We start from the raw sequence: 16,423 nt of genomic DNA on the forward strand, positions 1-16,423 counted from the left end.
AGGGCTGGTTGCAGCATTCTGCCGCAACCAGCCCTCTGCCAGCTTGCTTGCGCCACGCGCGTCAAGCGTTCGCTTCGCCGGGCTGACGCCCGCACTTGACCCGGCAACCACCCACTCGAGATTCGAAGAAGCACCAAGATTCATATGGTTGCCGCGGATGCTCGAACAGCCATAACGTTCGCCCTGTCTGCTGACCAGGCAGGTGATGCGCCAGAGGGGCGAGCCCCGTTGCAAAGCCTTGCCTCGCCCAATCGGCCACTGCATCTGCTGATGGACAAGGCGTACGAAGGCGACGAGACGCGCCAACTCGCGCTCGACCTGGGTTTCATTCCGGTTGTTCCGCCGAAAAGCAATCGGCTTGAACCGTGGGAATACGATCGCGAAATGTACAAGCGCAGAAACGAAGTGGAACGCCTGTTTCGCCGCCTCAAAGGCTTTCGCCGCATCTTTTCCCGCTTCGACAAACTGGACGTGATGTTCCTCGCCTTCATCAATTTCGCCCTCATTGTCGACGGGCTTAAATAGTGTGAACAGGCCATAGCTTCATCATTGACGTTTGCAAAAAGATCGCCTCCCTTCGGCAGCAGATATGTACCGTCGTCGATGTCTTGCACAACCCTTTGAAGACCATCTGATGTTTGGGCCTGATCGACGTGCACGCCTTTAAAGTAAAACGCACCGGCTTCGATGGGCAGGAAGTCGAGCACGCCCACCTCGTGCACCTTGCCGTCGCCGATGTGAACGCGGGAATTGCGCCGCGCAAATCCAGCGGCGTATGCATCTTCAGCGCTGCCTTGCTTGTGCGAAACGGCGCCCACTGAAACAAGGACAGGCACAGGTCGATGGTCGTAGCATCGAGCGCATAGACCGTCGCATCGAGATCGATGTCCAGCGATTCGGTCGCATAAAGCGCTCGGGCACGTGCAATGAGTCGCATCGCCAACGCGCGATAGATACGCCAGTCGCGCAGGTTCAACGCGTCCGACAACGTCGAGCGTGCCGGCACGTTCTTCAATCCCATATGGGATTGAAGAACGTGCTCCCACGGCACAAACTGCATGACTTGCGCAAACGGCGTCTTGCCCACGTTCATGCGCTTCTCCGGGTCGTCCAAACCCGAAAGGATTGCAAATGTTGATTTCGAAATTCAAATCGTAGACACCGTTGCCCCCTCCCCGAAACCTGCTTTAGCAGGCGTTCTGCAGCCTGCTGACCTCAAATAAACGGGACACTACTGGTGCCTGATCTTTTTGCAAAAGAACATCCGGTTGTTTAGCGGCTAAGCGAACAGAGGGACGGCGTGGATTTGCGAAACGCAGAAAGCCTTCCCCTTTCTGTGAGTCCATCATTCTGCGAAACGGCGCGATCATTATTCAACGGTGACAGATTTTGCAAGATTCCGCGGCTTATCGACATCCGTCCCGCGAGCACAAGCCGTGTGGTACGCGAGTAACTGCAGCGGCACGACGTGCAGGATCGGTGACAGCAAGCCATAGTGCTCGGGCATGCGGATGACATGCAGCCCTTCGTCATTGACGATCTTCGTATCGACATCAGCGAATACATACAGTTGCCCACCGCGCGCCCGGACCTCCTGAATGTTCGACTTCAGCTTGTCCAGCAGCGCGTCGTTTGGTGCAATGGCCACGGCCGCCATTGTCTGCGTGACCAGCGCGAGCGGCCCATGCTTAAGCTCGCCGGCCGCGTACGCTTCCGCGTGGATGTAAGAGATCTCCTTCAGTTTCAACGCACCTTCAAGCGCTATTGGATAATGCAGCCCGCGGCCGAGGAACAGTGCGCTGTCCTTACGCGCAAACTCTTCCGACCATGCGATGATCTGTGGCTCCAGCGCCAGCACACTGTTTAGCGCCGCCGGCAAGTGGCGTAGCTGGCGCAGATAGTCGTCTTCCTGTGACGCGGTCACGTGGCCGCGCACTTTGCCGAGCGTTACTGCGAGCATGAAGAGAGCGACCAGCTGCGTTGTAAATGCCTTCGTCGACGCGACGCCGATCTCTCGGCCCGCATGCGTGAGGAATGAGAGCACCGTCAGCCGCACCATCGCGCTTGTGCTGACATTGCAGACCGACAGCGTGTGCTTGTGTCCCAGCGCTTGCGCATGCTTGAGCGCCGCAAGCGTATCCGCGGTTTCGCCAGACTGCGAGATCGCCACTACCAGCTGATTCGCATTTGGCACGGAGTCGCGATAGCGGTACTCGCTCGCGATCTCCACCTGCGTGGGAATTTTCGCGATCGACTCGAGCCAGTATTTTGCCGTCAATCCCGAGTAATAGCTCGTGCCGCATGCGACAATCAGGAGGCTGTCGATTTCCGAAAATGCCGTCGGTGCGGCCTCACCAAACAGCGTTGCGTCGAAAGAATCCGTTGCCGGGATCGTGTCACCGATTGCGCGAGGCTGCTCGAAAATCTCCTTCTGCATGAAGTGGCGGTAAGGGCCCAGTTCAACCGCACCGCCGTAGGCCGCAACTTCACGCGTTGCGCGCTCAATAGGCGCACCGTGACGATCGACGATCCTGACACTCGCGAGCGTCAGCTCGCAGACGTCGCCTTCCTCCAGAAAGACAAAACGCTCCGTGCTTCCAGCAAGCGCCAGTGCATCCGAGGCGAGGAAGTTCTCGTGCTCGCCAAGACCAACGACGAGCGGCGACCCTTGCCGCGCACCGACAACCGTGTTCCGATGCGCTGTGTGCAAAAGTGCAATCGCGTAGGCACCATGCAGTTCGCCCACGGCATTTCGCACCGCTGTGAACAGATCGCCGCGATACAGGCTGTGGATCAGATGCGCGATGACTTCCGTATCGGTCTGCGAGACAAACTCGTAGCCCTTGCCACGCAGCATCTCGCGCAGCGGCTCGTAATTCTCGATGATGCCATTGTGCACGAGTGCCAATTCGTTGCAGGAGAATATTGGATGCGCGTTATCGGTGACGGGCGCGCCGTGGGTCGCCCACCGCGTGTGCGAAATGCCGCTGACGCCTTCCAGATGCGTCTCGCGCACCTGCGCATCCAGTTCCGCGACGCGCGAGACACTGCGCGCACGGTGTAGTTCGCCTCCCGCCAGCACGGCCACGCCGCACGAATCATAGCCGCGATATTCGAGGCGACGCAGTCCTTCGATGAGAACGGGAACGATGTTACGTTGTGCAACTGCACCGAGAATCCCGCACATGACTTGCTTGTCCTCCAGAGTCTGCTTCGTTAAAGCACGTGCTTGCTGAATCACTTTCTTGCGAAAAGGGAATGCCCCTGACGCGAGACCACGTCGTCTCGCCAAGCTCGCGGCACGGTTCGCGCTCGGGGGGCATCCGAAACGCTGGCTTCCACTCGGGCTGGGAATATCACGACAATGCCGCTGCGATCCGCCACCTGCCCGGCCGGGATGAGCACGCGCCCCAGCACCCGTCACTTTTGGTCTACGTAGCGCCCGTGCCACCCGTACCGCCCGTACCCCCAGTCGAGCCGTTACCCGAACCCGTAATCGGATTCTTCGCGCCTGCGTTCACCAGCGCGTTCACCAGTTCTGAGACTGGTTGTCCCGTGGAATCAATCGCCCCGGCGCCGTGCAGCTTGTCCAGGTCGGCATCGATCCCCGGCTGACCCGTGGTGAACGCAGTAGTCAGGAACGCGGAAGTCGACAAGGTCACGCCGTACATGTCTTTGACGACCTGCGCGACGGCGGATTCCGCATTTGTAATCACCGTGCCACTGGTCAGTGCGCTCTGGTACTTTGGATTGGTCGGAAGGCCTGCCAGCAGGCCGTTGACCGTAGTCCCAAGCTGCGCCGCCAGATAACTCAGAAGCAGCTCCGTCAGTGAAGTCAGGTTGTACGTACCCGGCCCCGCGGCAAACGAGTGAAGCGTGGTGCTACCGCCAGTGCCAGTCAACGTGCACGGGCCATCGAACGCGAACGTCGCGTTGAACTTGCCGGATGAGTCTGTCGTAGTGCTCGCCGAACGGTTCTTGCAGACGATTGAGATCGTCGCACTCGCGAACGGAACGCCAATCGCCGCTGTGCCGTTGATGGTCCCGGTCGGCGGCGATCCGCTGCCGCCGCATGCCGTCAGCACACTCAGCGCAACGACAGTCGTTGCCATCCACAATGTCTGCTTTCCGAGTAGGTATGAACGCTTCATCGGTCTCTCCAGAAGGAAGTTACTGACAACCATTGAGCTGTTGGGCCTGAGCACCTGTCGCCCGATAGAAATTCGCGCACGCCACGCGCCCCTTCGTCGCGCCGATCGCAGATACCGCGCCTGACGAGCGTGACACCGTCACCAATCCGGTCGGCGCAGCGGCGTAGCGCTCGTATGCGTCCCGCATGCGCTTCAACTGGGTCGCAAAATACTGTGCGCTGAAGCGACCCTCGTTCAGCAGCATCTTCTGCGTGCCATAAGCAAAGCCGAGATTTTCAATCGCGTTCGGAGCGACATAATTGGGGGCGCCGACGCGGGTGCGGAAGTCGAGAGCGAAGTGGTCAGCGCCATCGATCTGCGTGATGCCGGGTTTCATGCCCTGTCGCGGGGTCAGCGGGAAGCCGATGGCGAGGCCCGCATAAGTACCCTGTCCGCTATGCTCGGCATGCACACTAAACGAAACGTCGTCAAACCAGCGCGTGAAGGTAATTAATGGTCCCTTGTCTCCGCCGACAAAACGCGCCGCGCCGGCTTCGACCCAAAGCTTCCAGGCGGGCTGCACCCAGCGATACGTGAGTGATGCATTGATCTCATGCGGCAGGTGGTCGGTACCCGGCTGCTGATGCAGATACGCGAGACGTAATCGCACCAGATCGGGTCGGCCCGGAACGAATAAAGTCGTTTCGTTTTCGGCACCCACGTAGTGGAAATCGAACTTGCCGACTGCCAGCACGTTCAAGACCTGCGGCGCGATCCAGAAGCTCTGTGCGAGGGCGGCATCTGACAAGCCAGCCTGCAACCTGTATTTGCTGTAGACGCGGCCGTCATCCATGTTCGCCGTGTGATAGATGGGCACCACGTAGCTGCCGATCAGCTCAGCACCCTTCCACAGCGGTATGTGGCCCACGACGTTGACGCCGATCGACGCATCCAGATTCCCGTATTCGGTGCCGAACAGATAACTCGCGATCGGCCTGACCTCAAGGCGCGTAAGACCATGTCGGTGCTCGTCCCCGTGCCATTCGACAGAATTCGCATCGTAGTCGGGTCGAAAGCGCATCGTCATCGATGTAGCCAGATCGCCCGGCGTACCGCTCACGAGGAACTGCACATAGGCATCGCGAGTGACAGTCATCTCCCCCAATACCTGGTTATCTTTCTTGATTACCGCGTGGATCCGTTCCACTTCGCGCGACGCACCCGCGCTAGCCACACCGAGCACGATGCCAAGCGCGTCAGCTTCGTTCTGGTTGTAGCGGTGATTTTCGTATTCGACGATCAGGTCACGCTCGCGGACACCCACGCGCACACGTTCCAGTCCCGCAGCAAACAGCTGCGCGGCGACGGTATCGAGCGCTGCCGTTTCGTCGACAACGGAATCGGATTTCGCGGGCTCCGGCAATTGCGCGACCCGCTCCCTTCCGGACCACACGTCATCGACGCCTGCACGCGTCAATCGGATAGCTGGACGCGTCGGCGCAACGGCGAAATCGCGGTCCGCGATGTCAACGTGCGACGCGGGCGGTAGTTCGGCTGCCAGGCCCCGCATGTCTGGCGGCAGCGCACCCGCATGCGCAGCAAGGTTGTCCCCTACACCGATGTTTGCTTGCAGATTCGAGTCCGCGGGCGTGTGTTCGACGGGTGAAGCGTCAAAGCGGTGTCCAAGCGGAATCTGCATGCCAACCGAGAATGAAGTGCGCGGAGCAACGCCGTTCGTCGAACGCAGCGACCGCAACACCGTTCCAACGAAGCTCGCGCCGGCAAGCCAACTGACTCCGGGTGACTGGTAACGAAAACCCGCATAGGGCGTTTTCGAGTCGTCTTCCACGAGCAGCGACGCTCCGGTGTTCCAAAGCGATACCTCCGCACCACCAAAGATCCCGTTAAGGCGATCGCCCTGCCCGTAGCCAACGCTCAGTGTCGCAGGTCCGAAGCTCTGCGAGACGACACCATATGTCGAACGGAAATAATGCGTCTGGCCGCCAACATCCGTCATACCAAATGCGATCGCCGGCTGGTAGCGGAAAAACCGTGGAACCTGCACCTTGACGTCGGCCATCAGATGCCGAAACAAGAAATGATCAGCACCGGAGAAGGCCGCGGGCACGTTGCCCGGGTAATTGGCCAGCCCGCCTGACACCTCGACATAGGGCAAGAGACCCACCGCTCCCCAGTACATCTGCGCGCCGGTTGCGCGCGCACCGAAGCGGGGATCCAGAAAGTTGTTGTATTGAGCCTCCGCAGTCCCTTCTGGCAAAGCAAACGCATAAGGAATGACCAGCCCGCCCGCCTGCCCGAGCGAATTCAGCGCAGGTGGAGCGGCCGCCTGTGCGGCCACCGGGAGCGTGAGAGCCACGGCGAGTGATATCGCGCTCAACGCGCATGGTTCGTGTCGTACGTGCACGCTTCGATGGTTTCCTAGCTATGTCGTCCGCAATGGTCTAGTTATGCTAACTATATGGCACATGGCGCGTCAGGAACGATCAGCAAATTTCAGAACAACGTGCCTTCATCACCCATGCGATTGAAGAAATGCACCGCTTCTTCCGGCGTCATCTTCATTCTGTAGCATTTCTGAATATCTCGGATCGTTGCTTCGTCAATCGCACAGGGCCATTTAAGGACCCCTTCCTTCACCGCCAGAATCAACCACTCGTCGGTCCATTGCTGGACTTGGCGTATTTCCTCTTCTGACAGCAGGTCGTGAAGGGAGCGGGTCGCAAACGACGCCCGGATCTGATCGTCGTGGTCGCGACTACGGCTCGTAGCGAGCGAAAATTTCGTCTTTATCATTGCTTTGATGACATCTCGTAGAATCCCTCGGCAAGGAAAATCGTACGGCGTCGCATTGCCGCATGCAGTGACGTTTGTCACAATAGCTGACGTTCATAACTATCTGCCTGCTGCTTTTACACCGCACGCGTTACTGCGATAGCTGCACTCTGCAAAGCGCGGCCGCTGCATCCGGGATCAACCTGGTGCTTTGCGGCAAAGGACCTCATCCAGCGAGCAGCATTTTTGCCGTCGACGGCGATCTGTGTGACATCGAGATACTCGCCAAGCGAACCGCTCCCGGCGCTCCAGTCCAGATGCCCCTCGGCCAGACTGGAGATGGGAAGGAAGAGTTGACGCGCACTGCATAAGACTACCTAGCCACTGCGCTGCGGTTTCAGACGGCCATGCTGCAGCTACCTCACCTCAAGGCCAGAGCTGGATTCTTTTCAGCTACGCAGTGTCATACGCACATTGTTCACGCCTGTCTCACGATTTACGGCGCTGACTTCGACGCGATCTGCGCGTCCAGTAACAACGAAGAGCTCATTGCCGTATAGCGTCGCATGCGTCGCGTTGGCCAGTTGCGTAAAGCGCCAGACACGTGGCTTGTTCCAGACATAGTTCCCCGCGGCCCGGTAGTCCTGCACGGGTGCGAGTGCGTCGATCACAAACGAGCGCGGAAAGAACACGTTGTCTTCCAGCGTCAACCCGCGTAGGTTTCGCATGCCGTCGACCAGAATGCAGGTGACGGCCGCATCGGAATCGCCGCGTGCAAACGATTCGTCTCTACATGCGACGATCCGCACGTTGCCCATGATGTCAGAGAATCTGAACGTAGCTCGGGCTTGGCCGCGTGCGACGACGTAACAGTCCTCGATCTTGATCTGCTGCACCGTCGCGTCGGGCGGTGTGCCCGGGTCCTGCTCGAACCAGATTGCCGCGCCATCCCGTGAATTGCAATAAACGGTGAGGTTGCCAAGCGTTGTAACGGTCAGCGGGCGCACGTGCGCATCCGTTTCGCGGAACTTCGACTTCAGGCCTAGTGAGTTGAAGGTCGTGAAATACAACGTCGCAAATCCTGCGTCGTTGCGATAGTCCCCCTGCCGGAAACTCCACACCTCGCCCGCATAGTTGTACAACGCCGCGCAGGTGAACCGCCCGTAGCAGCGCACGTTCTCGAAGGAATGGCCATAACTTTCGTTGGCGCCTGCCACGCGCGAAGCGAAGACCGCACTGCGCGGCGCGTCGGAAGGCAAGCCCGCAAACGTCAGGTTGCGCAATACGAGGCCCGACGTGCCGGATATATCCAGTCCCTGCGACGCGGTACCACGCACGATGAAGTTCGCGTGGCCAGGCACAGGCTGGTGCGTAGTATTGGTTCCCTCGATGATGAGACCGCCGTAGTAGAGACCTGTCAGATCGAGGTCGGTAATCACGTGATTCGCACCAACAAGCACTCGCCGGCAGCGCGCGCGTGCCGCATAGGACAGGCAACGCTGGATTGCCTCACTATCGTCAGTCCGGCCGTCGCCCACGGCGCCGAATTTATAAACCGACACACCGTCGCCCGACGGTATCTGGGGCTGCTGCGTGCCAGCGCGCGCAGGTACCACGGATGCGCCCGCCATCAGTGAGCCAAACAGAAAACGCCGCCGTTTTACTTGCATGTCGTGCTCCTTCGCGATGGTCGCTGAGATTCCCATGCGTATTACATGCCTAGGGTCTTGATATTTGCCAGGCCACCGGCGAACGGCACCAGTTGCGATACGACCCGGCCGAATCGCGTGACGCTCGCCGTATCGAGGTAAATTATGTCGCGCGGCGACAGCACGATCTGATCGGCAAGCGCGACCGCGACAGGTGACGAACAGTCGAGATGGAACACTGTGGTCGTATCGGGGCCGCTTGCCCGCACGAGGTACAGCTGCCTGGCGTTCGAGGTCACCGGGTTCATTCCGCCCCCATCGTTCAACGCTTCAGCCAGGGTATACGGACCGTCAGTCGGCATCGGAATCGACAACGGTTTGGCGACTTCGCCCATCAGGAACACCTTTTTGATGCGCCGGTTCGGAATGTCGATGATGTCCCCATCGACGAGCCGCAGATTATTGCGCATATCCCCGCGATACAGCAGCCGATAAAGGTCCACTGAGATCTGCACGTCTCCCCGGGTGAGCATCGCGCCAGCCAGGTCGGCGTCGGGCGTCACGCCACCGGAAAGCCCGATTGCATCGGCGACGTTCAAGGGCACGTCAGTTAAAGGTAGTACCTCGGGCTGCCTGACTTCGCCTGTCACGTACACCTTCTGGCTCCGAAAGCTCATCACGGTCACGTCGAGCTGGGGCGCACGCACGTAGCGTGAAATGCCCAACGTCAGCTCACGGCGAATTTCCGGCACCGACTTGCCCGCAACGCGCAGCGCACCAACATACGGGTAGTAGATCGTCCCGTCCGCCTGTACAACCCGTCCGAGCGCGTCGCCGCCATTGGCGGACGCGACCGCCTGTGCGGCGAGCGACTGTGCACTGCCCTGCTGCGTCCCTCCCGCGACCTGTGCGCCGATGCCCGGGTTGTTCAGCTCCGGATGATCCCATACAACGACATGCAGTACGTCACCCACCCCCACCCGATACTTATAAACGTCGTTCGGCTGCGCGAGATCCGTCGCCGATACAGGCGCCGCCGGACGCAAGGACGTCGACGCGACCGAGTTTACGCCCGCGACCGTAAGCGGCAACAGCACATAGCGCTGACCGTTGACAACGAGGTGGTCGCCGCCCTGCGTCTGCGTCGCCGGACCGGGATTGAATCGCATGCCCGGGGCGGCTGCACAGCCGGCCAGGACGACACACAATAGAGAGGCAATAGTGACAGCAATCTGTTTCATGAATGCTAGGTTCTGGAAAATATGAGCCTGTGCGGAAACCGCATCCGCTAACGCGCACGTTGCATTGCTCCGACGGATGCGATTCTGAGAAAGCCGTATACCGCGATCGAGAGCCAGATCGCCGTCGTGATTGAATTGGTTGCATTTACCGCCGCTCCGCGAATCACGAAGAAACACACCCAGCACACCTGCGGAAGGAACGCTGCAAGGGTGAGCGGATCGCGCAACACCAGCCATTTGAGTCCACGAATAAGCACGGCCCATACTGCGCCGTACGCAACCCCCATATAACCGTGTGCTGCGAATGAATCCGCGTACCAGGTGAACGGCATGTGATAGAACCCATCGGGTGTGGTGAAACCGAAAAAATCCTGCGCAAAGCGGATAGCCGGGTCGAGCGAATCGAGGTCAATCTTCGCGAAGAAATTGACGAAGCCAATAGCGAATCCGATCAGCGGCGATACCGTATGCTGGTCGTTGCCGCTGTAAGAATAGAAGACCACGTGCAGTCCATGGACGAGAAATATCTCGGGTAGTGCCAATTCCCCGCTTGAGCGCAGAAACAGTAGCGCAAACGCAGCAGTGAGCAGCACGCCACCGTACAGCGCAAGCTTCTTGCCGAGATCGCGGTCCGAGTTCGCCAGTGACAGGATCGCTAGCGGCAGCAATGGCATCTGCAAAAACGAGCGCACGCCTGTCTTGAAGCAGAAATACGCATAAACCAGCAGCACAGTCGCGAGATACAGATAGCTGCGGCGCAGATAGGCTGTTACGAGAGAGGACGTACCGACGATCAGCAGTACCCAGCCATAGGCGACGCCGCGAAACGACACATAGCCGGCGTAATCGAACGAGCTCGATTCGAAGAAGTAAAGCACCGCGCCGATTACGAACAGGCCGAAATAGACGTTGGTAACCAGGCCCATATCGATGTCTGTCAGGCGCTGCGCCAGTTCGAAGGGCCGGGCGCCCACCGACAACACCACGAGAAACAGTGCGTTGAAGGTGGCTGCATACAGACTTACCTGCACAAAGGTTCGTTCGTCGATTTCGTAGATCTTGCCGGTGAATCCTTCCTGATGGATGAACACACCGCCCAGATGGAATACAAGGACGAGGAACGCGTAATAGCTCGCCACCAGTGCAAAGAAGCCGCAGAACCGGTCACGCCGCACGAGCCATACCGACCCGACAAGCGTGCACACGAGGTTGAGCACATCGACGAAGACCGCGCTGCTCATGCGGGTCTCCCGTGGCGCTCGCCGGCGGCCGCTTCACGCACATGCCGACGCAAAAAACCGAGATGAATCAGTGTGTGCACCACATATGCGACCACGAGTCCTTGCGCAAGGCCCAGCGCGCCCACACGCGGCACCTGCCAGCTCGCCCAGCCGAGATAGATGGCGCTCCACAGCAGGTTCACGAAGAGACCGATCCATAAACGGTTGCTCGCCGTCATGATCTGGCCGATTGCCGCGTTAAGACCGTTTGCCGCCGCAGCCACCGCAAGCCAGCGCAGCAGCGGAGCGGCGTCGCGGTAGGCGGCCCCATACAGCGCCATCAGCCGCCCTGCGACAAGTCCTACTACCAGCGAAGACGCGCACGCGACGAGCGTATTGGCGACGATGCTGTGACGTGTCAGCAACGCGAAGCCGTGGCCATCGCCCGATGCGCGCATCCGCGACAGTACAGGCAGCACCGTCCCGGCGATGACCGCCGGAATGAAAGTCAGGCCGATATACCACTGATAAGCAGCATTGAACTGCCCCACCTGTTCAAAGCCAGCGGGCGTACTCGCGAGCAACGACAGCGCGATCCAGTTGATCGGAGCCATCACGAGTGCACTCATTACGACCGGCGTGCCAAGCGCAACAAAGCGGCGGGTCTCGTCGCGCAGCCATGTCGTGCGTAACGCGCCGCGCCAGTCGATGCCCGCTCGTGCTACCCACACACCATAAAACGACCACGCGCCCGTCACGGCGATCAACGCACAGAGTGCACCTGCCGCGCCCGCAAGCCACGCGCAGAACGGGACGGTGCACGCGAGCGACAACGCGCTGCTGGTCGTCATCAGCGCATTCGTACGAAAGCGCTCCAGCCCGTTCAGTGCGCCCTGCACCACGCCCTGTACGATCGCTGGCACGACGGCCAGTGACCCAAGCTCAAGCAGACCGCGCATTGCCGCGTGATGAAAATGCCACAATGCGAGTAGCGGCGCGACCAGTGCAAGCGCGACACCCGAAAGCCCAGCATAGCCAAACGCGCTCATTCCGACGACCACCACGCCGACGTCCCGACGCGACTCGATTGCGCCATGAAAGTCCCCCAGATATTTGCTGGCGGCCACCCCCAGGCCGCTTGTCGAGAGACTGGCGACCGAAGTGACTGTGGCCAGTACCAGCACGTACTCGCCGTAGCGCGCCGGACCGAGGATGCGCGCAAGAAGCACTGCTGAGACGAGCGCCGCGATTCGGCCAGCGAGCGCGCCGCCAATGCTCCAGCCGGCATTGCTGGTGAGCCTTGCAAACGACGGGCTGCGCGTGAGGTTTGCGATTCGCGCAATGGCGGGAACTCGAATGCCGCGCACGTTATTGCCACAGTCCCTTCGTGTCGACGATCGTCTTGCCGGTCAACTGGGCAAGATCGAGCGACAGAAATGCACGATGCTTGACGAGCACGACGCACACGTGCGCCATCGCTATGGCTGCGTCCGCTTCGATGAGCCATGCGTTCGGGCCCTGCAGCTCCGCCGGCAGCGTATCGATATGCGGTTCTGCAATCAGCAGCTGGCAGCCGGGTTCGCGCATCAGCGCATGGGCGATCGCAACTGCCGGACTTTCGCGCAGGTCGTCGACATCTGGCTTGAATGCCAGCCCCATCACCGCGATGCACACGTTTTCGACGGGGCCCTTCTCGCGATGGCCTGCAATCGCGCGGCGCACCTTGTCGAGCACCCACTGCGGTTTGTAGTCGTTGACTTCGCGCGCCGTGCGGATCAGACGTGACTCATCTGGCGCGCCACTCACGATGAACCACGGATCGACCGCGATGCAATGCCCACCGACGCCTGGTCCCGGCTCAAGAATATTCACGCGCGGGTGACGGTTCGCGAGACGGATCAGCGTCCAGACATCCACATTGAAGCGCGCCGCGACCAGCGAGAGCTCATTCGCAAATGCAATGTTCACGTCACGAAAACTGTTCTCAGACAGCTTGCACAGTTCGGCCGTTCGCACATCCGTCACCGCGCAATCGCCCTCCACAAAGCGACGGTAAAACGCCGCTGCGCGATGCGCGCACGCAGGCGTGATACCGCCAATTACGCGATCGTTCTTCACGAGTTCGATGCAGGTGCGACCAGGCAGTACGCGCTCGGGACAATAGGCGACGAACACATCGGGCGTCGCGGTGTCGCCCCGGTGCGGGAACGTGAGATCGGGCCGCGCATGCGCGAGCCACTCGCACATCTGCTCCGTCGCACCGACCGGGCAGGTCGATTCCAGGACAACGAGATCGCCCCGCTTGAGCACTGGCGCAACCGACAGAGCCGCGCTGCGCACATACTTCAGGTCCGGAACGTGACCGTCGGTGAACGGCGTGGGCACGGCGATCAGGAACACTGATGCCGGTTCCGGCAGACGCGCCACACTCAGCATCTTGCGTTCCACCGCATGCGCGACCTGCTCGGCGAGTCCAGGCTCTTCGATGTGAATCGTGCCGCGCGAGACCGCCTCGATCACGCGGGCATCGATGTCGACGCCGAGCACGCGAATCAAGCGTTGGGCTGCTATCGCGGCCGTCGGCAGACCGATATAACCAAGCCCGATTACACAGGCGTCGTACGTCGTCGTTTCTTCGGCTGCGATTGAACCGGCGGATGAGCCCGGCACGAGATTCAGTGTGCTCACTATTCCTCTCCGTACGTGTAGTAGCCGACGTACCGACGTCGACGGGATCCGTATTGACCGCGGCGCATGTCCATGTCGTTGTAGACGATGCCGCGCGGTGTAATGCCGCCTTGCCTGAGAGCCGCAATGGAATGTTCAAGCTCGCTCAGCGACGTCGCGCCTTCGCGTGCCACGACCAGCGACAAATCGGCATGGCTGCCCACAATGGCGGAATCCGCGACCGCCAGCACGGGCGGCGTGTCAACGATTACGTAGCGATAGCGGCTTCGCAAAGTGGCCAGCAACCCGGTGAAACGCGGCGACATCAGCAGATACGCCGGCGCCTCGGGATAGTCACCACAGGCGACGAAGTCCGGCAGCTGCGCGCCGCCCTTGCGGATGACCCCGTCGAGCTCTGCCTTCTCACGCAAATACTCGGCGAGCCCCAGACTCCTCGGCAGGCCAAGCGCCTTGTGAAGACGCCCTCGCCGCAGATCACAGTCGACCAGCACGACCGACTCACCTGAGTTCGCAAGCAAGGTCGCCAGATTCAGCGAGACGAATGACTTGCCTACTCCGGGGCTCGGCCCGACAATCAGGACCAGGCCCTTGCCTGGATCGATCATCATGACCTGCAACGCGACCTGCAGGCTGCGCACGCTCTCGATAGCGGGCTCATTCGGGAAACGATGCGCCAGCACGGAATTGCCGTTGGCCGCGCGATCGAGCGCTTGCTGCCTGGGCGAGCGAGGGATCTGCGCCAGCACTGGCAAGCCGACCGACTCTTCAAGTGAGCCTGGATCGCGCACGCCTTCGAACACCGCCGACTTCAGGAACGCGACAGCCATGCCGAGGCCGAGGCCGCCAATCAGCGCGAATACCATCACAAGCGCCTTTTTTGGTTTCACCGGCCGCTCGGCTGCTACCGCGTAGTCGACCACCCGCACGTTGCCAACCTTGCCAGCGTGCGCGATGTCAAGCTCCTGCGACGCGTTCAGCAGGTTCATGTACAGATCGGTATCCACTTGCAGGTTGCGCACCAGTGTCACCTGCTGCTGCTCGAGTGCGGGCAGATCGGAGATCCGTTGCTGGAAGCTCGTCAACTGCTTCTCCAGCGTGCCAATCTGCTGATCCAGTGCGCCGACAGCCGGGTTCAGCTCGGTGAAGCGCTGGTTCAGTTCGCTGCGCTTTTGCCGCAATTCGAGCAGTTTGGTCTGAGCGTCCACCGATTGCTCAAGCAGCAGCTTTGTCTGTTCGGCAAGGTCAATCGTCCCGTATCGGTTGCGGTATGTATTGAAGGCGGTTTCCGAACGATCAAGCTGCTTTTTCAGTCGCGGCAGTTGACCATTCAGGAAATCAATCGTCCTGCGCGTTTCGAGCGCATGGTATTCGAGGTTCTGTGCAAGATATTCGGTGGCGATTGCGTTGAGCACCTGCGCCGTCTTCTGGCGATCGCGTCCGGTCAACGTGACGCCGATCACATCCGATTCGCGGCCAAGCTCCTGCACTGTCAGTTCGCGTTGCAGCCTGTCGATCACGTCGAGCCGTGAATAGCGGCGCAGCTCGAAGCGTTCGCCTGCGCGGGCGATCATTTTCGATACATGCAGTTCCACCGTACCGAGTTCGTTGCTTAAGACGAGCGGCGTGCCGACTTGGCCAGTCGCGTTGACGTCCGCCTGGTCGCTCGCCAGCCGGAAACGACCGCCGCCAAGACTCAACAGCGTAAACCGCTTACCCTCGAGTTCGCCCGGAACGTTGAAGCGGTCGACCTCAAGCGTCTCGCCGCCCCATGCATAGCTGTCGAGCCCGAAGCGCGGCGCGCTGACTGATGTACCCGACGGTCGGACCTGGAGCCAGCGCCCCACCACAGGCAGCATGACCGGACGCGCGTCGATATACATTCGCAGCTTGTCGACGGTCGCCGAGACGACTAGCCGCGACCTGATAATCTCCATTTCGGCGGGTGCGCCGGCCTTCAGTTGCAGCGCCGACGAAAGGTCGCCGAGCAGGTTGCTCGATCCACCCGACTGGTCCTCGACCTGAATGACAAGATTCGATTCGTAGGTCGGCGGGACGATTAGCACATACACGGCGCCCAGCATGACCACCACCGCTGCGGTGACAAGAATCAGTACCTTGTTGGTCAGCACGAGCTCAAGGTAGTACGACAGCTTTCGCGGCTGATCAGACGGCAGGAAAAAGCGTTCGCTTTTGGGTTCAGTCATGCTCGTGCACTCCATTGAGCGCAGCGATGCGCTGTACCCAGCCAGGCACACATGACCGGATTTGCTCGAAGCAACGTTGGATCACCTCGGCATTGCCGCCATGCGGATCGTCAATGTCCCCACCCGCGGACGCACCGTAAAGAAAGGTCTTTCCCGACGCGGCCGGGAAGCGCCGTTCGACCTCCCGCTTTTGTGCCGCCTCCATGACAAGCAGCAGGTCAGCGCGTGCGGCGTCGGCGCTGCCGATCTGCCAAGGCGCCCAATGTGGGCGCGACAGACCGTGCGCCATGAACAGCTCCCGAAGCACCGTCGGCGCGAGCACGCCGACGGCTGCATGCAGTCCGGCCGAACGCACTTCGCAGTCTGGCAGCGCATCTTGCAGCAAGGCCTCCGCAATGGGGCTGCGATACAGATTGCCCGTGCATACGACCAAAATATTCCTGATCATCAAACTCGTCCGACAGGTTGAACAATGACAACGACGCCAAAGGCAGCTTG

The 16,423-nt window shown here is 60.4% G+C and carries 11 protein-coding genes and 2 pseudogenes; 1 reads left to right on the top strand and 12 read right to left on the bottom strand.

Annotated elements, in window-relative coordinates; translation table 11 throughout:
* Positions 1 to 129: 129 nt before the first annotated feature.
* A pseudogene (locus AB4Y32_RS36050) lies at positions 130 to 525 on the top strand (IS5 family transposase); the annotation flags it as partial.
* 143 nt (positions 526 to 668) lie between these two features.
* Here the strand turns inward: AB4Y32_RS36050 and AB4Y32_RS36055 are convergent.
* The 12 genes and pseudogenes from AB4Y32_RS36055 to AB4Y32_RS36110 all read right to left on the bottom strand — a co-directional run.
* Positions 669 to 1,093 (bottom strand): annotated as a pseudogene (locus AB4Y32_RS36055) (IS4 family transposase); the annotation flags it as partial.
* Positions 1,094 to 1,369: 276 nt separating this feature from the next.
* Complete coding sequence (gene glmS, locus AB4Y32_RS36060; RefSeq protein ID WP_368725857.1) at positions 1,370 to 3,187, bottom strand: glutamine--fructose-6-phosphate transaminase (isomerizing); 1,818 nt, start codon at positions 3,185 to 3,187, stop codon at positions 1,370 to 1,372.
* Positions 3,188 to 3,431: 244 nt separating this feature from the next.
* The gene (locus AB4Y32_RS36065) at positions 3,432 to 4,151 is read right to left on the bottom strand and encodes a carboxypeptidase regulatory-like domain-containing protein (RefSeq protein ID WP_368725858.1); all 720 of its coding nucleotides are present in this window, start codon (positions 4,149 to 4,151) and stop codon (positions 3,432 to 3,434) included.
* 19 nt (positions 4,152 to 4,170) lie between these two features.
* Complete coding sequence (locus AB4Y32_RS36070; RefSeq protein WP_368725859.1) at positions 4,171 to 6,507, bottom strand: YjbH domain-containing protein; 2,337 nt, start codon at positions 6,505 to 6,507, stop codon at positions 4,171 to 4,173.
* 137 nt (positions 6,508 to 6,644) lie between these two features.
* Positions 6,645 to 6,944: a hypothetical protein gene (locus tag AB4Y32_RS36075; protein ID WP_368725860.1), complete on the bottom strand. Its 300-nt coding sequence runs from the start codon at positions 6,942 to 6,944 to the stop codon at positions 6,645 to 6,647.
* Between the two features lie 428 nt (positions 6,945 to 7,372).
* Entirely contained in the window at positions 7,373 to 8,593 is a 1,221-nt protein-coding gene (locus AB4Y32_RS36080) for a hypothetical protein (protein ID WP_368725861.1), read from the bottom strand.
* Positions 8,594 to 8,634: 41 nt separating this feature from the next.
* The gene (locus tag AB4Y32_RS36085; protein ID WP_368725890.1) at positions 8,635 to 9,813 is read right to left on the bottom strand and encodes a polysaccharide biosynthesis/export family protein; all 1,179 of its coding nucleotides are present in this window, start codon (positions 9,811 to 9,813) and stop codon (positions 8,635 to 8,637) included.
* A gap of 47 nt (positions 9,814 to 9,860) precedes the next feature.
* Entirely contained in the window at positions 9,861 to 10,952 is a 1,092-nt protein-coding gene (locus AB4Y32_RS36090) for a hypothetical protein (protein ID WP_368725862.1), read from the bottom strand.
* Between the two features lie 98 nt (positions 10,953 to 11,050).
* Positions 11,051 to 12,400, bottom strand: coding sequence for an oligosaccharide flippase family protein (locus AB4Y32_RS36095; protein ID WP_368725863.1), 1,350 nt, complete (start codon positions 12,398 to 12,400; stop codon positions 11,051 to 11,053).
* A 1-nt stretch (position 12,401) separates the two neighbouring features.
* On the bottom strand, positions 12,402 to 13,679 hold the full coding sequence (gene wecC, locus AB4Y32_RS36100) for a UDP-N-acetyl-D-mannosamine dehydrogenase (protein ID WP_368725891.1): 1,278 nt from the start codon (positions 13,677 to 13,679) through the stop codon (positions 12,402 to 12,404).
* A gap of 41 nt (positions 13,680 to 13,720) precedes the next feature.
* Positions 13,721 to 15,940 (bottom strand): GNVR domain-containing protein, encoded by a 2,220-nt coding sequence (locus AB4Y32_RS36105; RefSeq protein WP_368725864.1) that lies wholly within the window; start codon positions 15,938 to 15,940, stop codon positions 13,721 to 13,723.
* On the bottom strand, positions 15,918 to 16,373 hold the full coding sequence (locus AB4Y32_RS36110) for an arsenate reductase/protein-tyrosine-phosphatase family protein (RefSeq protein ID WP_368725865.1): 456 nt from the start codon (positions 16,371 to 16,373) through the stop codon (positions 15,918 to 15,920). The genes AB4Y32_RS36105 and AB4Y32_RS36110 overlap by 23 nt, the downstream gene beginning before the upstream one ends.
* Positions 16,374 to 16,423: the final 50 nt, after the last annotated feature.

It is taken from the genome of Paraburkholderia phymatum, assembly GCF_040965635.1.
Lineage (GTDB): Bacteria > Pseudomonadota > Gammaproteobacteria > Burkholderiales > Burkholderiaceae > Paraburkholderia > Paraburkholderia phymatum_B.